The 19,718-nt window shown below is 56.1% G+C and carries 18 protein-coding genes; 8 read left to right on the top strand and 10 right to left on the bottom strand.

The window, feature by feature from the left end; translation table 11 throughout:
• Nucleotides 1-84: 84 nt before the first annotated feature.
• Nucleotides 85-990, top strand: coding sequence for a LysR family transcriptional regulator (locus tag ACLH1U_RS04220; protein ID WP_023289715.1), 906 nt, complete (start codon nt 85-87; stop codon nt 988-990).
• Between the two features lie 187 nt (nt 991-1,177).
• Here ACLH1U_RS04220 and ACLH1U_RS04225 read toward each other — a convergent pair whose 3' ends face one another.
• From ACLH1U_RS04225 to ACLH1U_RS04255, 7 genes are all read right to left on the bottom strand, one after another.
• Entirely contained in the window at nt 1,178-1,606 is a 429-nt protein-coding gene (locus tag ACLH1U_RS04225) for a cell envelope integrity TolA C-terminal domain-containing protein (protein WP_102002882.1), read from the bottom strand.
• Nucleotides 1,607-1,748: 142 nt separating this feature from the next.
• Entirely contained in the window at nt 1,749-2,861 is a 1,113-nt protein-coding gene (locus ACLH1U_RS04230; RefSeq protein ID WP_411299087.1) for a M20 family metallopeptidase, read from the bottom strand.
• Nucleotides 2,861-3,616 (bottom strand): glutamine amidotransferase, encoded by a 756-nt coding sequence (locus ACLH1U_RS04235; RefSeq protein ID WP_105490603.1) that lies wholly within the window; start codon nt 3,614-3,616, stop codon nt 2,861-2,863. The genes ACLH1U_RS04230 and ACLH1U_RS04235 overlap by 1 nt, the downstream gene beginning before the upstream one ends.
• 14 nt (nt 3,617-3,630) lie before the next feature.
• A complete protein-coding gene (locus ACLH1U_RS04240; RefSeq protein WP_044523249.1) occupies nt 3,631-4,710 on the bottom strand; it encodes a phosphotriesterase in 1,080 nt (359 codons plus the stop codon).
• Nucleotides 4,711-4,713: 3 nt separating this feature from the next.
• On the bottom strand, nt 4,714-5,715 hold the full coding sequence (locus ACLH1U_RS04245; RefSeq protein WP_023289710.1) for an ABC transporter permease: 1,002 nt from the start codon (nt 5,713-5,715) through the stop codon (nt 4,714-4,716).
• Between the two features lie 18 nt (nt 5,716-5,733).
• Entirely contained in the window at nt 5,734-6,480 is a 747-nt protein-coding gene (locus ACLH1U_RS04250; RefSeq protein WP_072199055.1) for an ATP-binding cassette domain-containing protein, read from the bottom strand.
• Nucleotides 6,481-6,860: 380 nt separating this feature from the next.
• On the bottom strand, nt 6,861-7,883 hold the full coding sequence (locus ACLH1U_RS04255; RefSeq protein ID WP_032428845.1) for a LacI family DNA-binding transcriptional regulator: 1,023 nt from the start codon (nt 7,881-7,883) through the stop codon (nt 6,861-6,863).
• 345 nt (nt 7,884-8,228) lie between these two features.
• Here ACLH1U_RS04255 and ACLH1U_RS04260 point away from each other — a divergent pair, with 345 nt between their 5' ends.
• Nucleotides 8,229-9,182 (top strand): substrate-binding domain-containing protein, encoded by a 954-nt coding sequence (locus tag ACLH1U_RS04260; protein ID WP_023289707.1) that lies wholly within the window; start codon nt 8,229-8,231, stop codon nt 9,180-9,182.
• A 1-nt stretch (nt 9,183) separates the two neighbouring features.
• Here ACLH1U_RS04260 and ACLH1U_RS04265 read toward each other — a convergent pair whose 3' ends face one another.
• Complete coding sequence (locus ACLH1U_RS04265) at nt 9,184-10,056, bottom strand: PfkB family carbohydrate kinase (protein WP_072420187.1); 873 nt, start codon at nt 10,054-10,056, stop codon at nt 9,184-9,186.
• Between the two features lie 26 nt (nt 10,057-10,082).
• On the opposite strand from ACLH1U_RS04265, the gene ACLH1U_RS04270 reads away from it, so the two are divergent.
• Nucleotides 10,083-10,928 carry a BtpA/SgcQ family protein gene (locus ACLH1U_RS04270; RefSeq protein WP_023289705.1) on the top strand — a complete coding sequence of 282 codons (846 nt, stop codon included), beginning with the start codon at nt 10,083-10,085 and terminating at the stop codon, nt 10,926-10,928.
• Nucleotides 10,928-11,572: a TenA family protein gene (locus ACLH1U_RS04275; RefSeq protein WP_072420188.1), complete on the top strand. Its 645-nt coding sequence runs from the start codon at nt 10,928-10,930 to the stop codon at nt 11,570-11,572. The genes ACLH1U_RS04270 and ACLH1U_RS04275 overlap by 1 nt, the downstream gene beginning before the upstream one ends.
• Nucleotides 11,573-11,624: 52 nt before the next feature.
• Here the strand turns inward: ACLH1U_RS04275 and ACLH1U_RS04280 are convergent, their stop codons facing one another.
• Complete coding sequence (locus tag ACLH1U_RS04280) at nt 11,625-12,497, bottom strand: alpha/beta fold hydrolase (protein ID WP_110211341.1); 873 nt, start codon at nt 12,495-12,497, stop codon at nt 11,625-11,627.
• A gap of 358 nt (nt 12,498-12,855) precedes the next feature.
• Here ACLH1U_RS04280 and lysM point away from each other — a divergent pair, with 358 nt between their 5' ends.
• Complete coding sequence (gene lysM / locus ACLH1U_RS04285) at nt 12,856-13,305, top strand: peptidoglycan-binding protein LysM (RefSeq protein ID WP_023289703.1); 450 nt, start codon at nt 12,856-12,858, stop codon at nt 13,303-13,305.
• Nucleotides 13,306-13,449: 144 nt separating this feature from the next.
• On the opposite strand, the gene pgtP is transcribed toward lysM, so the two are convergent.
• On the bottom strand, nt 13,450-14,841 hold the full coding sequence (gene pgtP / locus ACLH1U_RS04290; protein WP_023289702.1) for a phosphoglycerate transporter PgtP: 1,392 nt from the start codon (nt 14,839-14,841) through the stop codon (nt 13,450-13,452).
• A gap of 406 nt (nt 14,842-15,247) precedes the next feature.
• Here pgtP and pgtC point away from each other — a divergent pair, with 406 nt between their 5' ends.
• The 3 genes from pgtC to pgtA are packed head-to-tail and all read left to right on the top strand — an operon-like array spanning nt 15,248 to nt 19,714.
• Nucleotides 15,248-16,468, top strand: coding sequence for a phosphoglycerate transport regulator PgtC (pgtC, locus tag ACLH1U_RS04295; protein WP_411299126.1), 1,221 nt, complete (start codon nt 15,248-15,250; stop codon nt 16,466-16,468).
• Complete coding sequence (gene pgtB, locus ACLH1U_RS04300) at nt 16,465-18,474, top strand: two-component system sensor histidine kinase PgtB (protein WP_064154606.1); 2,010 nt, start codon at nt 16,465-16,467, stop codon at nt 18,472-18,474. Before pgtC ends, pgtB begins: the two co-directional genes overlap by 4 nt.
• Nucleotides 18,464-19,714, top strand: coding sequence for a two-component system response regulator PgtA (gene pgtA, locus ACLH1U_RS04305; protein WP_139620321.1), 1,251 nt, complete (start codon nt 18,464-18,466; stop codon nt 19,712-19,714). Before pgtB ends, pgtA begins: the two co-directional genes overlap by 11 nt.
• Nucleotides 19,715-19,718 lie beyond the last annotated feature (4 nt).

Here is a 19,718-nt window from a genome sequence, read left to right on the forward strand (position 1 = left end):
AAAGATAACCTAGCTTAACTGCTATCAAACTTATCGATTAGATGGTAAAAATGGCACTCATTATTATCATATGTGGGATGGTTGATGCGGCCAGTTCTTGATTTTAATGCGCTGAAAGTCTTCATCGCTGTGGTTGAAAGAGACAGTTTTGTGGGGGCTTCGAAAGCCCTTGAAATGCCGGCATCAAATGTGAGCCGTTGCATTGCTCAGCTAGAAGACAAACTGAATCTTCAGCTTATTGAACGCAGTACCCGACATATGAAACTCACTCAGGCGGGGCATCTACTCTATACCCGGGCGAAGCCATTACTGGAAGCGCTTGAGCAAACTGAAACCGAATTAACGTTGCGGCAAATGCAATTCAAAGGGCCATTACGTATCTGTATTCCCAATGAAATCGGTCCTGCACTGCTGGGCGCTGTTGTTGCCGATTTCGCCTGTCAGCATCCGGACCTGGAGATAAGTTGCGTCACCAATTTGTCTGGTTATGAATCCCTGCGCGATGATCTGGATCTCGCTGTCATTGTGAGTCGTGGTCAGATGGATGACAGTGACTACATAGCCCGTCATCTGGTGACCATCCCTTGCACCATCGTTGCGGCTCCCTCCGTTATCCAGCGTTATGGCACGCCTTCTCGTATACAGCAATTTGAAGAATTGCCCTGTATTACAACGGTAAATGCGCTTAAAGGCGCTCCCTGGCAGTTTGTGAATAAAAAGGGCGGATTCGAGACGATTAAAGTGAACGGTCGTTATCGGGTCAACAGCGGGGAGATGGCAGGGCGAGCGGCCATCTCAGGCGTCGGTTATGCCATCCTGTCGAAACAAGCCTGCCAGCCCTATATTGACGATGGCCGGTTAATCGAAATTGAATTTGAACAATCGGCGGCCCCCTTGCAATTGTTCGCCCTGTATTCCGATCGGCGTTATTTGCCGGCAAAAACAAGAGCGCTTATTGATTTCATGCATCAGAGATTGAGTCATGAATAAGAGGCCATCATCAGCGCACCTGGATGCGCTGTCCCGTTCAGCCGGCGCTCTTGCCGCTCATCACCTCGACTCAAGCACCATTGAATCATTCCTCACTGATCGCCAAAAAGCGTCTGTTAGGCAGGCTGTCAGCTTAACTTTTTAGTCATTGCCCTGGCGATGGCCGGGGCGCTTTCTACGGGCAAGCTCAGGCCTTCAAGTCCAGAACGACATGGCTGAATGTTTGATAGGTTTTTTCATCTGGCGCAGGCGGAATTTTGGCGACTTTCAGCGCGGACATCACCTGCGCGCAGAATGGACGATCGCCGTTCTCGACCGCCGGATCCTGCACCGTCCCGTCACGCTGCAGGGTAAAGCGCACCGAGCATTTTTGCCCTTGCCAGGAGTCCGGCTGGTCTATGTTAGCGAAGATAGCCGCCTGGATCCGCGCCAGATAGCGTGAGGCATTGGCCTGCGGTGACGTGTCTGCACCCGTTTGATAATCGCGAAGTATCTTATCCACTTCTGCCGATATTTGAGCGTCTTCGGCGCTGTCCGGCGCAGAAGCATGACCCGAACAGGCGGAAAGGAGTAAAGAGAGGGTGCAAACGAGCACGGCGTTAATTTTCACGGACATGGTAAGCCTCCTTGCTGGTGGTGAAACATTTCGTGTACGAGGCGGTTATCCTCTGTTATTCCGCGAGATTATTCAAATGCTGAATGCATGGCGCTCGCTTTAAGTGACACTGTCACACATTTTGGGCTTTCGTCGCGGACGGTTAGGCCATCCAGTCGCGGATCAGGTCACCGTATAGCCGTTCTGCCTCCGCCAGCCGGCTGAGCAGGCAGTACTCGTCGGTTTGATGAGCCATCGACGGCTCCCCGGGGCCGAGAATAATACAGGGCGGGTCGCCCAGGGCAGGCAGCAGCAGCGAGGCGTCGGTAAAGTAGGGCACCACGCGCGGCGTAATCGGCTCAGCGTGCAGCGGCTGACAGCGTTGGTAAACCTGCTTAATCCATGCATGATCCTCCCGGCTCAGGACCGCAGGCAGGTCGACCAGCGTGGTGACCGTAACGCTTTCGCCCAGCAGCGTCGTCAAGCGCTCCCGGATAGCGGCGTGCTGTAAATTGGGCGCGCTGCGGATATCGACATCAAAACGCGTGCGGTCCGGTACGGAATTAATATTGAGTCCGCCCTCTATGCGGCCGACGTTGAGGGTGGGTTGCTTCATCAGCGGATGCGGCGCGCCCGGCGAAAAATGCTGGATCTTACCCAGCGCATCCGCCGCAAGATAGATAGCATTGATCCCCAGCTCCGGCATCGCGCCGTGGGCGGTTTTTCCCCGCGTTTCGCAGCGTAGCCAGAGGGCGCCTTTATGGCCGATAACCGGGTAGTTGGCGGTGGGCTCACCGACGATCAGCGCGCCCACCTCAGGCAACGTCTCGGAGGCGATCAGCGCCCGCGCGCCGTCGCAGCCGGTCTCCTCTCCGCCGGTGATCAGCAATAGTGCGCCGCGCCCGGCGCAAATCGTTTGCTGCTGATGAACGCATGCGACGGCAAATGCCGCTATCGCCGCTTTCATATCGCTCGACCCGCGTCCATAAAGACGCCCGTCTTCCATCTGCGCACCGAAAGGATCGTACTGCCAGCGGGCATTTCCCAGCGGGACGGTATCCAGATGTCCGGTAAAAGCCAGCGGTTTACCGCTCTTCGACCCGGGCAGCCTGGCGATAAGATTGCAGCGTCCCTCGCCGAATGACGACAGCGACACCTCAAAACCGCTATCGGCAAGCCAGTCGGCGAAGAACCGCATGCAATCGGCTTCGCTGCCCGGCGGGTTGATGGTGTTAAAGCCCAGCAGCTGCCGGGCGAGCTCAAGGGTAGCGGTCATCAGCGGCGTTCCGTCAGCCAGTCGAGGCAGTTAATCCACAGCTGGCGATAGCCGGGCCATTTGGCAAACTCTTCCGGCAGCCAGTGCGCCGACATGTCGCTGGTCCACACCAGCGAGCGCCCCCGCTGATATTCGCGAATGGCCAGTAGAGGATGATCGGTACCGGCCACGGTCGCCAGCAGTTTACCTTCCGGATGCATTTCAACCTCGTTATAGCCCAGCAGCCACGGCCATTCGCCCGGAATATCGTTAAACAGGGGGTGAGAGCCCGCCACTTCAGCAAAGCAGCCTTCCGGGGTTTCAATGCGATCGTCCCAGGCCAGGCAGCGAACCGGCAGCACTTTCTCTACCGCGGTATTACGGTAGCGCGCGCCGCCGTTGATCCCCTGGAAGCTGTAATAGCCGCCGATCATCATCAGCGCCCCCCCGCCGGCCACGTAATCATGCAGGAGCGTTAGACGGTTGGCGGTGCGGCGGCTCTTCAGCCAGGTGTCCGGATGCAGCAGCAGCGTATTGGCGCCGATATCCGAAAGGATGATCGCATCCCAGTATTCCAGCGCTTCCAGCGTCAGCGGAAAGTCGGTCGCCGCCGCGTGGGCGGGCATATAGGTAATGGCATAGGGACTGTCGGCGAGCGCGGCCAGAAAATCCGTTGCGCCGGTGTGCCAGGTGGCGGTGGCAAACTGGTCGAAGCCTTTAACGTGCGTTGAGGTGCTGGTCCAGGACTCACCGACCAGTAAGATTTTTTTCTGCATGATGACGTTTCCTTTTATCCGCCAAAGACCCGCTGGGGGTTTCCAATCATTAAGGTTTCAAGCTGTTCGCCGCTGACGCCGTGGCGCCGCAGACGCGGAACAAAATGCTTGAGTATGTAGCCGTAACCGTGGCCGCCGTAGCGGGTGAGCATGGTTTTCAGGAAGACATCCTGCGACAACAGAATGTGCTGGATATAGCCGTCGTCAATTAACTCGCGGATCGCACGGGCGTTCTCCTCGTCGGAGGGCGACTGCGCTGACTCGTCGGCGTAGTAATAGCTCATGCCAATCATGTCGTATTCGAGGAATGCTCCGCGCTGGGCCAGTTCGCGCTGGTAGCGCTTATCGGCAAAGCTGGGGTTCATATGGCACAGCACGGTATGGCGTAAATCGGCGCCTTCCTGCTCGAGAATATCCAGCACCCGATGACCCAGCCGCTCCCAGCCCGGCAGATGGACCTCGATCGGCACGCCGGTCGCGGCGCTGGCCCGACCCGCAGCGCGCAGGGATTTCTCCTCATCCGGCGTAAAACGGCTGGAGATACCGATTTCGCCGATAAGCCCGGCGAGTACCTCCGGTTTCTCCTCCGCGCCGCCAAGATCGTAAATCAGCCGTTCGGTCAGCTGTTCAACGCTGCTGGTCCTTACCCACTCGGGGTGCGAGGGCTCCAGATAGAGGCCGGTACCCATAATAATGTTCAGACCGGTCAGACGCGCGATGCGCGCCAGCGCTTTCGGATCGCGGCCAATACCGATATTGGTCGGGTCGACCACGGTTTCGCCGCCAAGGGCGCGATATTTAGTGAGTTCCTCAATCGCAACGTCGACATCAAACAGCTGACAGTTATCGCGGCTCATCAACGGATTCAGCGACAGTTCGCCAAGGTTTTCCATTTTCACCGGCATTTCGGCAAGATGGCGATCGCTACAGCAGCAGGGCGGCACCCATTTGCCGGAGGCATCCAGCAGAATATGCTCATGCATCAGGGTGACGCCCATTTCGTTAATCGGCAGCGGGCCAAGCACTGTCATTACGTAACCGCTGCTGACGCCAACCGGCAACGGTGAGGGATGACGAAAAATTGAACCGTTCATCAGCTATCCTTTTGCCGCGGAGCGCGTGGGGTTGAGAATGCGGGTGTTCAGCCAGATAGCCAGCAGGATAATGGTGCCGGTAGCTATCTGGGTGTAAAACGGCGAAATATGCGACAGGATCAGCCCGTTCTGAATGACCGCAATCGACAGCGCGCCCAGCAGCGTGCCGATAATGGTACCGAAGCCGCCAAACAGGCTGGTACTGCCGAGCACCACGGCGGCAATAACCTGCAGTTCAAAGCCTTCACCCTGGTTGGAGGAGCCGCTGCCGAGGCGAGCGGTAATGATCATTCCCGCCAGCGCGGCGGCCATGCCGCTGAGGATATAGACCTTCATCGTGACGGCTTTGGTGTTAATCCCGCTGCGTCGCGCGCCTTCGGCGTTGGCGCCGATAGCGGTCACGTAGCGACCAAAACGCATGTGATTAAGAACGATATGCCCGATCAGCAGAATCAGAATGCCGAGCAGCGCGGGCATGGGGATACCGACTACCCACGCGCGTCCGATAAAGGTAAACAGGCTGTCAGCCGGAACCGGAATCGAATAACCCTGAGTGATCAGCAGCGCGATGCCGCGAACCACTGCCAGAGTGGCGAGGGTGACGATAAACGCCGGAATCCCTTCATAGGCAATAAAGAAGCCGTTGATGGCGCCAACGACGCCGCCGAGCAGCAGGCCGCCGAGCAGTACCACCGGCCACGGCAGCCCCCAGCTATTCAGGGCGATAGCGGAGAGTGCGCCGACCAGCGCCAGGGTAGAGCCCACCGACAGATCGATACCGCCGGTGGTAATCACCAGGGTCATCGCCGTCGCGACGATCAGCAGCGGGGCGCTCTGACGGATGATATTCAGCCAGTTGGTGCCGGTGAGAAAGTTGCTGGTGATCAGCGAAAACACCACGCAGCAGAAGACGAAAAAGAGCGCGATGCTGACTACGCCTGAGTGGTTATGCAGCAGGCGGCGCGGCAGCGAATGCTGGATCATGCGGGAGCTGCTTAAGTTCATGATACTCATCCTGTTACCTCAATGTGCAGCCGCAGAGCGGGCGGTGAATTTTTCGCCCACAATCAGGTTAACGATATCGTTCAGGCTGGTGTCGGACACCCGCCTGTCAGCGACATTGGTACCTTCATACATCACCATGATCCGGTCACACACCAGGAACAGGTCCTGCAGGCGGTGGGTAATCAGAATCACGCTCACCCCGCGAGCGGAAACGCGGCGAATGAGTTCCAGAACCGCTTCGACCTCCGCGACGGCCAGCGCGGCGGTGGGTTCATCCATAATCAGCACTTTCGGGTCAAAGGCCGCCGCGCGGGCGATGGCAATAGCCTGGCGCTGGCCGCCGGAGAGATTTCGCACCAGCAGGCGGGTATCCGGAATAGAAATCCCCAGCCCTTTAAGCATCTCTCTGGCATCGGCGTGCATTTTGGCCTCGTCGAGAAAGGGAATACCGAGGACCGATTTCATCGGCTCACGGCCCATAAACAGATTGCCCGCGACGTCGACCGTGTCGCAGAGCGACAGATCCTGATAGACCATCTCGATATGACAGCGGCGCGAATCGGCCGGATTGGTAAACTGCTGCTGTTCACCGTCGATACGAATCGTGCCGCTGGAAGGGATCACCGCCCCCGAGAGTACTTTGGTCAGGGTGGATTTCCCCGCGCCGTTATCGCCCACTAAACCCAGCACTTCGCCCGGGGCCAACTCGAGGTTAACGCCGCGCAATGAACGTATCGACCCGTAGGTCTTGGTGATATTGATCATCTCCACCCTTGGCGGGGTAGTTTGTGGCTGCTGCATCTGATAACTCCCATCGCTATTGCCGGGAAAATGTTCGCCATCCTGCGGGAGAGACTCTATCCGTCACGGTTTACAATCTAGTAAACCGGTTTACCTGCGGATCAGAGCCCTCGCCAGTACAGTCAGGACAAACGCTATGTAAGATATTTGTTCGCCAGTAAGAACATTGCAGCATCCGTGCCAGGGCAGGAACAACACAGCAGCCCTGTGACTTAACCTTATGTATTCAATAGGTTTTATTGATTACAATCCGGTAAACCGGTTTACTGATTATAGTGAATAAATTGTTAATTGATCGTTTTTTGCGCCAAAAGCGGGCACTTTTGCGTCATTATGGGACATGCTTAACAGATCTTGATCGAGTCGCGACCAATCCATTCAACCGGCAGGCGGGTTTCCGCTGGGATATCCGGATCGTCGTTTAGCAGGCGCATCATGATGTGCACCGCGGTGCGCCCCAGTTCCCGGGCGGGCTGGCGGATAGTGGAGATCCGCGGCTGGGTAAAATCGGCGTAATTGGCGTCATCGAAGCCGACTAGCGAAAGCGCCTCCGGCGCCTGGAGCCCGCTGGCGCGTAGACCGTCAAGCAGACCGAGCACCAGATAGTCGCTGGCCGCGAAGACGGCGGTAGGGCGAACCGGTTGGCTGAAGAGGTGCCGCAGCGCCTGCTGGCCAAACTCGCGCTGATAGTCGCCGTACATCACCCATTCGGGCGGCCAGCTCAGGCCGGCTTGCTCCATCGCGGTGCAAAAACCCTGATAGCGCTCACGGACGCTCATCAGTTTGTCCGGGCCGCCGACGAAAGCGATATGACGATGCCCGGCGGCGATCAGTTTTTCGGTGGCGATGCGCCCGCCCTGAACGTTATCAGCAAACACTTTTGGAACCTGACTCCCGGGAATATCTTCATCCAGCAGGACAATGCGTTCGTGACGCTGGATCTCCTTGCGCAGCAGGCCGTTATCGGGGCGGTTTGTGGTGAACAGCAGGCCGTCTACCTGGCAGGTATCCAGCCAGCGGATGAACTGGCACTCTTTTTCCGGGTTGTTGCGGGTGATACACAACACCAGGCTGTAGCCGCTGGCAGAAGCGGCCTCTTCGGCAGCGTCGGCCAGCTCGGCAAAGAAGGGGTTGGTAATGTCGGGGAGCACCAGGCCAAGCGTCTCGCTGCCGCCTTTGCTCAGACGGCGCGCCAGGCTATTCCCGCGATAGTCCAGTTCGCGAATGGCGGTTTCGATACGGTCGATGGTGTCCTGCGGCAGCACAATACTGTTGTTCATATAGCGCGACAGGGTCGCTTTCGACAGCCCCGCCAGCTTTGCCACATCAGATAACAATACGCGTTTTATACTCATTTCCTGCGCCATCTCTGCCAGAATCGGCTATCTGTAACATAGTTAAGCGCGGTGGATACAGCAATTTCTCTGTGCGTAATAACCGAAAATAAATGCTTGACAAATTTTAATCAGCAGAGAATTGTATAGGCAGTTTACCGCATCATCCGGGAAGTCATTCCCAAACCCGTTTAAGTCATTCCAGTCGCGCACCGACACGGACCGGTTGCCGGGATGACATTAAGCAGGTATCCGCCGAACGATCGATGATTGTTCTGGCCATATAGACGATATTTGCCCGCCAAAAAAACAATCCTTCTGCGTTCGCATGCGGCGCGGAACTCTGCTGGCTATCAACTATTCCCGACGAGGATACTGATGATGTTATTTCACACCGGAAAACTGCGTTTACTTGCTGTCGCCACGACCATGCTGGCATCGATGAGTTTTATTTCTGCCGCCAGCGCTGCCGGTCCGACTTATGCGCTGGTGCAAATCAATCAGCAGGCGCTGTTCTTTAATTTGATGAATAAAGGCGCGCAGGATGCGGCTAAGGCCAGCGGCAAGGATTTAGTAATTTTCAACTCTAATGATAATCCCGTGGCGCAAAACGACGCGATAGAAAACTATATTCAGCAAGGCGTTAAAGGCATTCTGGTCGCCGCTATCGACGTTAACGGAATTATGCCAGCGGTAAAAGAAGCCGCCGCCGCTAACATTCCGGTGATTGCGATTGATGCCGTATTACCGGCCGGACCACAGGCGGCCCAGGTCGGCGTGGACAATATTGAAGGCGGCAGAATTATTGGTAAATATTTTGTGGACTACGTGCAGAAAGAGATGGGTGGCAAGGCGAGGGTGGGGATTGTCGGCGCGCTGAATTCGGCCATCCAGAACCAGCGGCAGAAAGGGTTCGAAGAGACGCTGAAAAGCAATCCGAACATTACCATCGCTAACGTGGTCGACGGGCAGAACGTACAGGATAAAGCGATGACCGCGGCGGAAAACCTGATCACCGGCAACCCGGATCTGACAGCAATCTATGCCACCGGCGAACCCGCGCTGCTCGGCGCTATCGCCGCCGTAGAAAACCAGGGGCGGCAGAAGGATATTAAAGTGTTTGGCTGGGATCTGACGGCGAAGGCGATTTCCGGTATTGACGGCGGCTACGTGACCGCCGTCCTGCAGCAGGATCCGGAAAAGATGGGCGCCGAGGCCCTGAATGCGCTGAACAGCATCACGTCGGGAAAAACCGTGCCGAAAACCATTCTGGTTCCGGCGACGGTGGTGACCAAAGCAAACGTCGATGCTTACCGTCCGCTGTTTAAGTAGGTCAACGCGCGCCGTCCTGGGTTAACAGGGCGGCGAGCTCATGGCTGCCGGGAAACGCGCTGAGCGTTCCCCGGCGGCTAACGGTTATGGCGGCAGCGCGGCTGGCGTGCGCCAGCGCCAGGTCATCCGGCGCGACGCCGCGCAGCAGGGCGGAGGCCAGCATGACGGCGAGGAACGTATCGCCTGCGCCGGTCGTATCAATCGCCTCGGCGGGCACGGCGGGACAAAACTGGCGCTGTCCCGCCTGAACCAGCCAGGCGCCAGCGGCGCCCTGGGTTATCACTAAGGTTTTCACCCCATAGGGCTGAAGCAGCTCGGCCTCGGATTCATTGACTACCGCGATGTCGATGAGCGGCCACAGATGGCAAAAGTCAGGATTGACGGGCGAGGGGTTGAACACCGTCGTCATGCCGAGATTTTTGGCGTACTGGAACAGCGCCCGGGTTTTATCGAGTGAGAAATTGCCCTGCTGTAGCAGAATATCGCCGGCAACGGCGTCCGCCATATGCGGAATAATGTCCTCAAGGCTGAATGCGTCGGCAGCCGCCGTCGTGGTAATGATGGCATTGTCGCCATCAGCGCTATTTAAAATAATCGAGGTGTCGCTATGTTGATTGAAAGGGTCGTCGGGAAGTAAGGTCAGTGGTTCATTTTTTATCTGCTGGCGGATCCAGGCGCCGTTGCTGTCATTTCCCGTGGCGGCAATTAAACGCGTCTCTATTCCACAGCGGGATAATATAATCGCCTGATTCGCGCCTTTACCGCCGATATCCTGCGAAACTTTAACGCCGTGAATGGAAGTGCCTTTTTTCGGTATATCCGGAATGGACCAGGTTTCATCGACGGCAATATTACCGGTAACGTAAACACGCATAGTGTTCCCTTAACAGGATGGATAAGATGGTTGCTATCTCAGCAGAAAAAACCAATGCAATACAAGCTATTTTTTCACGTAACAAAGCTGTTATTGGTGTTATTCATTGCGATCCTTTTCCTGGCGCACCTAAATATCGAGGAAAATCAGTCTCCGATATTGTTGAGCGTGCGCTTCGCGATGCTGAAAATTATATTTCAGGCGGTGTTCATGGTTTGATTATTGAAAACCACGGCGATATTCCGTTTTCCAAACCTGAGGACATCGGCCATGAAACCTCCGCGCTGATGGCGGTCATTACCGAGAAAGTTCGTGAACGGTTTGCTGTCCCGCTGGGTATTAACGTCCTGGCTAACGCGGCGATCCCGGCGATGGCCATCGCGCTGGCGGGCGGCGCCGATTTCGTCCGCGTCAACCAGTGGGCTAACGCCTATATCGCCAACGAAGGATTTATCGAAGGGGCGGCCGCAAAGGCGCTGCGCTACCGCAGTATGCTGCGCGCTGAGCATATTCGCGTTTTTGCCGATAGCCATGTCAAGCACGGTAGCCATGCCATCGTCGCCGATCGTTCGATTCAGGAGCTGACGCGCGATGTTGATTTCTTCGAGGCCGACGCGGTGATCGCCACCGGCCAGCGCACGGGCGATAGCGCCACAATGGCGGAAATTGACGAGATCCGCGCGGCGACGGCGCTACCGCTCCTGGTGGGCTCCGGGGTAACGCCGGCTAACGTGAGGCAGATCCTCGGGCGGACCCAGGGGGTCATTGTGGCCAGTACGATGAAGGTCGATGGCGTCTGGTGGAACGATGTTGAGCTGGCCCGGGTGAAGCATTTTATGTCGGTCGCTCAGGCCGCGCTGGAGGAAGCCTGATGGAAGCGTTTAGCGAACGCTTGCTGCGCGAACATCAACCGGCGTGGCAGGCGATGCAGCAGCACCCGTTTGTCACTGATATTGAACAGGATCGACTGCCGACAGCGGTCTTCAACCGCTATCTGGTGTTTGAGGGCAATTTTGTCGCGACGGCCATCGCGATTGTTGCCCTCGGGGTCAGCAAAGCGCCGGGTATTCATCAGCAGCGCTGGCTGATTGGCGTACTGAATGCCCTGGTTGATACGCAGATCGCGTGGTTTGAGCAGGTGTTGTCAGCGCGGCAGATCGATCCCGCTGAGTACCCGGATGATTTGCCCGGGGTACGGCGTTTTCGCGACGGTATGCTGCGGACCGCCCGCGAGGGCAGCTATGAGCAGATCGTGACCCTGATGTTCGGTGCGGAGTGGATGTACTATCGCTGGTGCCGACGGGCGAGCGATCATCGACAGAGCGATGCTGATTTACGACGCTGGGTGGAAATGCACGCGGAGGACGAATTTTATCAGCAGGCGCTCTGGCTAAAGAACGAACTCGACCGTTGCGCCATGGCGCTGAGTGAAAAAGAAAAGCAGGCGCTGTCGGCGCTTTACGGTGAAGTACTGCAGTGGGAAATTGATTTCCATCACGCTGCGTACGAGGAATAGCCGCGAGGTGAATCACAGGAGGCGCCGGAAGCGGCGTCTTCTGAAATCTTGCTCAGGTAGTCCGCGTCTTATCCGGGCATTGCCTCTCCAGCCATTGTACGACGAGGGGCCATAATTTCTCTGCATGCCGCGTACGGAAAAAGCCCATATGACCAATGGATGAAAGATCGTAATCCGTCAGGCGTATCTCTCGGCGCTCTATTTTTGCGTTTTGCGCTGGAGCAAGCAGGCGCGTGATGGCTTCTGTATTAGCCCAGGGATCGTCATCAAAACCCAACACCAGAATGGGTAGTGTAATCTTACCTGCCCGCTGGCGCGCATCCCAGTCCGGGTCGTCATAAAAATATTCAGGCATCGCGCTCCAGCGTCCCCACTGAAGCATCGCCGAGGCTGGTAAATCTTCACCCAGCCCGAGACGTCTGGCTGGCATATACCCAAAGAGGCGGCAAAGTGCCGGGGCCAGAACGCGCAGTAAGCACCATACTCGCAGCTTTTCCTTCGTTTGGCTGATCGTGCTTGTCACGCCTGCGTGTGAGGCTATCATGACGGCGGCCCGCAGGTCGGTGGAGGCTGAAGACAACAGAACGGCATGCCCGCCAATACTGTGCCCAATGGCCAACAAACTAAGGCCAGGGGCTCGAGCTTTCGCCCACGCGGTTATGCTTGCGACGTCCTGCTCGATCCAGTCGGACATAGTGACTTTGTAGTGACGGACCCTCCCGGACTTCGAACGGCCCGTGCCTCGGTAATCATAAGTGATAACACTAAACCCACTTTTAAAAAGGTATTCCGCGAATCCTTTATAAAATCCCTGTACAACGGCCGTTGCCGGGTGAAGCATAACCAATGCTTTGGCTTCGTTTCTGTGCCAGAGAGTGGCGGCGACAAAGCCGCCCTGGTCTACGGGGATGATAACAGACTCCATGAGTGTCGCCCTCTATGTGGTCATACCAGTTATAGTCTGAATTTACTGTAGCTGCTGTGACAGAAATCAGCGAATTTTTTAAGAGGGTCTCAGTAAGAACAACGTCCTCATAGCATTGGCGTTCAGAATCCGGGGGGCTATGTCCGCTTCCATTTCGTGTCACCTTGCCGGAATACAGACTTTCCTGCCGTAGTGGGGCAAATATCCTGCACTTTGACGCTTATTGATTATACTTTGATGGTGGCTTGTGCTGCTTCAGGCAGTTGACGCGAGGGCGGGTAGCAAACCAGCCCCCTGACATTGGGTCAACAGGTCCGATGATGATGTGATCATGTAACAGTCGAGGAGGTATGGAAAGATGGGATTATTAAGTTTTGTGAAAGAAGCGGGCGAGAAAATATGGGACGCCGTCTCCGGCGACAGTAAAGAAGAGCGGGCCGATAAACTGAAAAAACATATCGATGGTCTTAATCTGCCTGGCGCCGAAAAGGTCAATATTGATGTTGCGGACGATGGCACCGCCACGGTCACTGGCGATGTTGCTTCGCAGGAGGATAAGGAAAAAATTCTGGTAGCGGTCGGGAATGTCACTGGCGTAGGTCAGGTCAGTGACGGCGTTAAGGTGACGCAAAGCGGGGCGGAAAGTCGTTTTTACACGGTCAAATCCGGTGACACCCTGAGCGCTATCTCCAAAGCGATGTATGGCTCTGCCAATGATTATCAACGTATTTTTGAAGCCAATAAACCGATGCTGACGCATCCCGATAAAATCTATCCGGGTCAAGTGCTGATTATCCCGGCGAAGTAGGCCGTTCATTCCACTCAGCAGTAACATCAGTGATGGCAGGGGTACTTGCTTTATACCGTCGTCGGGAGCAGCTGCGGACATCAATTCCTCTCTCAACGGCAAAAGAGCCAGCAAGCTGGCTCTTGTTTCCCCGGGTTCAGGCGCTTACTGTGCGTCAGCCAGCGCCAGCCGGGCCTCTTCCTGCTCGCTGTTTTTACGCTGTTGCTCAAGCTCCAGCGCGCCGCGATGAGAAAGATAGCAGAACAGGATGCAGCAGACGATCCCGCCCATCAGCAGATAGAACCCGCCGTGCCAGCCCATTTTATCCACCATCACGCCGAACAGGCTGGTGCCTAACGAGGCGCCAAAGATATAGCTCATAAATCCGCGCAGGCCCACGGCGGAGCCAACGGCAAAGCTGGGGACGATCTCCATGGTCTGGACCGAGGCCAGAAACTGCGGGACGTAAATCAGGCAGCCCACAATCGCCGCAAATACCGTGACCATCAGCAGTGATTCGCTTTTCCAGTAGCCGATCAGACAGATGAAGATCAGCGCCATGCAGATCATGGCTAACGGCATCCGGCGGCCTTTGAACAGCTTGTCGGAAAGCCAGCCGGCCAGCAGGGTTGAAGGAATCGCCGCCCATTCAAAAAACAGGAAGGCGACGCTCATCTGCTCTTTAGAAAAATGTTTCACCGTCAGCAGGTAGATTGGCAGCCAGCTGATCATGCCGAAACGCACCATATAGACAAACACATCCACAAGGGAGACATACCAGGCGTTTTTGTTACGCAGGACGTAGGTGCAGAAGATCTGGAATGCGCTCATGTTCTCCGGCGCTTTCCGGGCGTGTTTGGTCTTCAGCACCACTTTCTCTTCCGGCATCATCTCTTCCAGCGAAGGCAGGCCTTCCTCGCGCGGCGAACCTTTACCCAGCACCAGTACGCTGATGGCGAATACCACCGCCACGCAGGCCGGCACAATGTAGCTGGCGCTCTGCCAGTGCTCGGTACCGAGAATCGCAAACGCGGCGCCGACGATCGGGGCGACAATTCCGCCGCCGACGTTATGGGAAATATTCCAGAAAGCTCCTACGCGGCCACGCTCCCGGCGCGGAAACCAGTTCGCGATGGTAATGAAAGAGGGGCCGACCCCCATCCCCTGAAACAGGCCGTTCAGGACAACCAGCGCAGCAAAAACCCAGAATGCGGTGCTGAATCCTAACCCGACGTTGACGATGGCGCACAGTACGAGACCGCAGGCCATAAACACTTTCGGGCTGGCTTTATCCGCGAGGCTGCTCATCACCCCTTTACTGATCCCGTACGCGATGAGCATACAGCTGCTGAGCAAACCGATCTGCGTGGCGCTAAGGTCTAACTGCTCTTTCAGATAGGGCGTGGATAAGGTGAAGTTATTGCGCACGATATAGTACGCCAGATATCCCAGAAATACGCTTAGCAGCGCCTGCATACGGTATCGACCATACGTTGCCTGAATTTTTTCAGCAGGAACTGTATTCGCCGACGGCCCTTTTTTTAATAATGATAACATGTCGTCACCTGTATTTTATATTGATGTGAACATCAGGAGCATTCGGCCTGAAGGGTGAAATAAGCGGCCGTAAAATACAAATCGTCGAAATGAGTCAAAACTGACTCAAACTAATGAATTGATGGGTTGATTTTGACTCATATTGAATGAACGAGAACCTGCGGAATTAATGTTGCGCTGATTTTATGTCCGGCTTGTGCGGACTCTAACAAATTACCCAATCATTATCTGGTAATCTTTAGCGATATTCCCGGGCGGCCGTTTGGCTATTTTTCCGCTCGCGGTGATTAATTCGCCAGATTTCATAAACGGGTAAGTTTTGTCTCAACGCTATTTTTACGGTATTTCAATATTTATGAACGGGATCACAAACATGTCTCTTCGTCGGGGCGGGATAGTGAGCAAAATGCTCGCGCTGATGCTGCTGACCGCCTGGCTGAGACCCTGTGCGGCGCAAAGCAATGAGCTGGTAATGGCGACGACATTTTCTCCCAGCGCCACCGTGTGGATTATCGATCGCTGGCAGACGGAGCCGGGGTCAGTGATGATCAGGACGCTCAACCGCACCAGCGCCTCGCTGGAACAGCTGCTTGATACGGCAAATGCCGAAAATGTCGATTTGATCCTGACCTCGTCGCCGATGCTGCTGCAGCATCTTCAGGAGCATCAAAAACTGGCGCCGTTCAGCGGTGCGCCGGCAGTCAGCCAACATCTGGTGCCGGAATCTATCCGCTCCACCTCCGTGGCCGTGGCGATTTCCGGGTTCGGTTTGCTGATTAATCGCCCGGCGCTGATGACACGGCACCTGCCTGCGCCAGCGGACTGGGATGATCTGACCGATCCTCGCTATCAGGGGGCGCTGCTGATGAGCAGTCCGTCGCGTTCGGATACCAACCATCTGATGGTGGAGTCGCTGCTGCAACAAAAAGGCTGGATTAAGGGATGGGCAACGCTGTTGATGAGTGCGGGAAATCTCGTGACCATTTCATCCCGCAGTTTTGGGGTGGCGGATAAGATTAAAAGCGGCCTGGGCGTGGCCGGTCCGGTGATTGATAACTACGCCAATCTGCTGATGAACGATCCGCACCTGGCTTTTACCTATTTCCCGCAGTCGGCGGTTTCGCCGACCTATGTCGCGGTGCTTAAAAACAGCCAGCACGCCAGCGAGGCGCGGCGGTTTATTCGCTATCTGTTAAGCCCGGAGGGCCAGACGATCCTCGCCGATGCCAATACCGGGAAATACCCGGTAACGCCCCTGGCGGCGGGCAATCCGCGGGCGGCGCAGCAGGCGGTGCTGATGAATCAACCGCCATTGAACTATCGGCTGATCCTCAAACGCCAGCGCCTGGTGCAACGGATGTTCGATACGGCGATCAGCTTTCGTCTTGCTCAGCTAAAAGATGCCTGGCGAGCGCTGCATAGCGCGGAGGCCCGTCTCAAGCGTCCGCTGCCCGAGATTCGCGCGTTGCTGACCCGTGTGCCGGTCGATCCGGCCAGCAGCGAGGATGAAGCCTGGCTGGCTCAGTTCGACAATAAGAGCTTCGCGGAACAGCAGATGATGGAGTGGCAGCTCTGGTTTCTCAACAATCAGCGGCAGGCGATTAATAAACTGGAAGAACTGAAATGATGGGCAGGTCCATGCTGCAACGTCTGCGGCAAATCAGTATCAGTAGCAGCCTGCGCGGGGCTTTTCTGATGGGGGCGCTGCTGACGCTGATTGTCAGCAGCGTCAGCCTCTATTCATGGCATGAGCAAAGTTCGCAGATCCGCTATTCGCTGGATGAGTATTTTCCGCGCATCCATTCGGCTTTTCTGATTGAAGGTAATCTCAACCTGGTGGTCGATCAGCTCAATGAATTTCTGCTGGCGCCGAATACCACGGTACGGCTGCAGCTGCGCAACCAGATTATCCAGCATCTGGATAAAATAGAGCGGCTGAGCCAGGGGTTGTCGCCGGCAGAACGCCAGCAGCTGGCGGTGATATTGCAGGACAGCCGCGCGCTGCTGGCGGAACTGGATCGCGTGCTCTACAACATGTTTCTGGTTCGCGAAAAGGTGGGAGAGCTTTCGGCGCGGATCGACTGGCTGCACGATGATTTCACCACCGAGCTGAATTCGCTGGTGCAGGATTTTACCTGGCAACAGGGAACGCTGCTCGATCAGATTGAAGCCCGACAGGGGGATGCGGCGCAGTACCTGAAACGCTCCCGGGAAGTACAGAATGAACAACAGCAGGTCTATACCCTGGCTCGTATTGAAAATCAGATCGTTGACGACCTGCGCGACAGGCTCAATGAACTGAAATCCGGGAATGATGACGGCATGCTGGTGGAGACGCATATCCGCTATCTTGAAAACCTGAAGAAAACGTCGGATGAAAATATTCGTGCGCTGGATGACTGGCCGAGCACCATTACCCTGCGACAAACGATCGATGAGCTGCTGGAAATTGGCATGGTGAAAAATAAGATGCCGGACACCATGCGCGACTACGTTACTGCGCAAAAAGCGCTCGTGGAAGCCAGCCGGGCCAGAGAAGCGACGCTGGGACGCTTCAGAACGCTGCTGGAAGCCCAGCTTGGCAGCAGTCACCAGCAGATGCAGATGTTTAATCAACGTATGGGGCAGATTGTCCGGGTCAGCGGCGGGTTAATCCTGGTGGCGACGCTGCTGGCGCTGCTGCTGGCGTGGGGGCTGAACCATTATTTTATTCGCTCGCGGCTGGTGAAACGCTTTACCGCGCTGAATCAGGCGGTGGTGCAGATTGGTCTGGGCCAGACCGAGGCGACCATTCCGGTTTACGGGCGCGACGAGCTGGGACGTATTGCCGGTTTGCTTCGCCATACCCTGGGTCAGCTTAATGCGCAAAAACAGCAGCTTGAACAGGAGATAGGCGAGCGGAAAGCGATTGAGGCCGATCTGCGTGCCACTCAGGACGAGCTGATCCAGACTGCTAAACTGGCGGTGGTGGGGCAGACGATGACCACCCTGGCGCATGAGATCAATCAGCCGTTGAATGCGCTGTCGATGTATCTTTTTACCGCAGGAAGGGCAATCGAGCAGGGACAGACGGAGCAGGCGCGGACGACGTTAAGCAAAGCGGAAGGGCTGATCAACCGCATTGACGCGATTATCCGTTCCCTGCGCCAGTTTACCCGCCGCGCAGAACTGGAAACGCCGCTGCACCCGGTCGATTTGCGCCAGACATTTACCGTGGCGTGGGAACTGCTGGCGATGCGCCATAAACCTCAGCAGGGGACGCTGCTGATACCGGATGACGCCGTCTGGATCCTGGGAGACGAAGTGCGTGTTCATCAGGTGCTGGTGAACGTGCTGTCAAATGCCCTTGATGCTTGCCCGCACGCAGCGCAAATCACCGTGAGCTGGCACATCCAGGGCGAAAGACTGTGCGTGTTGATTGCCGATAACGGCCCCGGCTGGCCTGCGGCCTTACTTCCTTCGCTGTTAAAGCCGTTCACTACCAGCAAAGCCGTGGGGCTGGGAATAGGGCTTTCGATAAGTGTTTCGCTGATGACGCAAATGGAAGGGGCGTTGCGCCTGGCGTCGACGTTTACGCGCAGTGCCTGCGTGGTGCTGGAATTCAATTTGACGGATGTAAAAGATGTTGAGTAATCACTGTTCGATTCTGCTGATTGATGATGATGCCGATGTGCTGGATGCCTATACGCAGCTGCTTGAGCAAGCGGGGTATCAGGTCAGTGCCTGTAATAATCCTTTTGATGCGCGGGAGCGGGTGCCGAAGGACTGGCCCGGCATTGTCTTAAGCGATGTCTGCATGCCCGGCTGCTCCGGAATCGATTTAATGACATTGTTTCATCAGGATGACGATCTGCTGCCGATTCTGCTTATCACCGGTCACGGCGATGTGCCGATGGCGGTGGAGGCGGTGAAAAAAGGGGCCTGGGATTTCCTGCAAAAGCCGATCGATCCGGGCAAGCTGCTCACGCTGGTGGATGCCGCGCTGCGTCAGAGGCAATCGGTGATCGCCCGTCGCCAGTATTGTCAGCAAAAATTACAGGTTGAACTTATTGGCCGCAGCCAATGGACGGATCGGTATCGCCAGCGCCTTCAGCAGCTGGCAGAGACGGATATTGCGGTATGGCTTTACGGCGAGCCGGGAACCGGCCGCATGACCGGCGCGCGTTACCTGCACCAGTTAGGGCGTCACGCCGAAGGTCCGTTTATCTCCTGCGAACTCAATACGGCTAACGCCCACACGCTGAATGAACTGATCGCGCAAGCCCAGGGCGGGACGCTGGTCTTAAGTCACCTGGAGCATCTGACTCACGGGCAACAGCATCATCTGGTACAGCTGCAGAGTCATGAGAAACGGCCTTTTCGCCTGATTGGTATCGGTAATGCTTCGCTGGTGGAGCTGGCCGCCAGCAGCCAGATAGTGGCGGAACTCTATTACTGCTTCGCGATGACGCAAATTGGATGCCAGCCTCTGTCAAAGCGACCTGATGATATCGAGCCGCTGTTTCATCACTATTTGCAAAAAACCTGTCAACGGCTGAATCATCCCGTCCCGGAGGTGGATGCCGGTCTGTTGAAGGGGATGATGCGGCGAGTGTGGCCAAATAACGTTCGCGAACTGGCGAACGCCGCCGAGCTGTTTGCGGTGGGGGTATTACCGCTCGCGGAAACGGTGAATCCGCAGATGCTCGTCGGCGAACCGACGCCGCTGGATCGGCGGGTTGAGGAGGTCGAGCGGCAGATCATCACCGAAGCGCTGAATATCCACCAGGGACGTATCAATGAGGTGGCGGAGTATCTGCTGATACCGCGTAAAAAACTCTATCTCAGAATGAAGAAGTATGGCCTGAGTAAAGAGCACTACAAAGGGGTTTAGGCAT

The organism is Klebsiella sp. 1SOBk5mer (assembly GCF_046603115.1).
In the GTDB taxonomy this organism is placed as follows: Bacteria; Pseudomonadota; Gammaproteobacteria; order Enterobacterales; family Enterobacteriaceae; genus Klebsiella; species Klebsiella quasipneumoniae.

Coding starts and splice junctions, on each gene's coding strand:
- ACLH1U_RS04235 (WP_105490603.1), bottom strand. CDS start 3,616: ATGCAGAAAAAAATCTTACTGGTCGGTGAGTCCTGGACCAGCACCTCA.
- lysM (WP_023289703.1), top strand. CDS start 12,856: ATGGGATTATTAAGTTTTGTGAAAGAAGCGGGCGAGAAAATATGGGAC.
- ACLH1U_RS04260 (WP_023289707.1), top strand. CDS start 8,229: ATGATGTTATTTCACACCGGAAAACTGCGTTTACTTGCTGTCGCCACG.
- ACLH1U_RS04220 (WP_023289715.1), top strand. CDS start 85: ATGCGGCCAGTTCTTGATTTTAATGCGCTGAAAGTCTTCATCGCTGTG.
- ACLH1U_RS04240 (WP_044523249.1), bottom strand. CDS start 4,710: ATGAACGGTTCAATTTTTCGTCATCCCTCACCGTTGCCGGTTGGCGTC.
- ACLH1U_RS04280 (WP_110211341.1), bottom strand. CDS start 12,497: ATGGAGTCTGTTATCATCCCCGTAGACCAGGGCGGCTTTGTCGCCGCC.
- pgtP (WP_023289702.1), bottom strand. CDS start 14,841: ATGTTATCATTATTAAAAAAAGGGCCGTCGGCGAATACAGTTCCTGCT.
- pgtB (WP_064154606.1), top strand. CDS start 16,465: ATGATGGGCAGGTCCATGCTGCAACGTCTGCGGCAAATCAGTATCAGT.
- ACLH1U_RS04225 (WP_102002882.1), bottom strand. CDS start 1,606: ATGTCCGTGAAAATTAACGCCGTGCTCGTTTGCACCCTCTCTTTACTC.
- pgtA (WP_139620321.1), top strand. CDS start 18,464: ATGTTGAGTAATCACTGTTCGATTCTGCTGATTGATGATGATGCCGAT.
- pgtC (WP_411299126.1), top strand. CDS start 15,248: ATGCTCGCGCTGATGCTGCTGACCGCCTGGCTGAGACCCTGTGCGGCG.
- ACLH1U_RS04255 (WP_032428845.1), bottom strand. CDS start 7,883: ATGGCGCAGGAAATGAGTATAAAACGCGTATTGTTATCTGATGTGGCA.
- ACLH1U_RS04275 (WP_072420188.1), top strand. CDS start 10,928: ATGGAAGCGTTTAGCGAACGCTTGCTGCGCGAACATCAACCGGCGTGG.
- ACLH1U_RS04250 (WP_072199055.1), bottom strand. CDS start 6,480: ATGATCAATATCACCAAGACCTACGGGTCGATACGTTCATTGCGCGGC.
- ACLH1U_RS04270 (WP_023289705.1), top strand. CDS start 10,083: ATGGTTGCTATCTCAGCAGAAAAAACCAATGCAATACAAGCTATTTTT.
- ACLH1U_RS04265 (WP_072420187.1), bottom strand. CDS start 10,056: ATGCGTGTTTACGTTACCGGTAATATTGCCGTCGATGAAACCTGGTCC.
- ACLH1U_RS04230 (WP_411299087.1), bottom strand. CDS start 2,861: ATGACCGCTACCCTTGAGCTCGCCCGGCAGCTGCTGGGCTTTAACACC.
- ACLH1U_RS04245 (WP_023289710.1), bottom strand. CDS start 5,715: ATGAACTTAAGCAGCTCCCGCATGATCCAGCATTCGCTGCCGCGCCGC.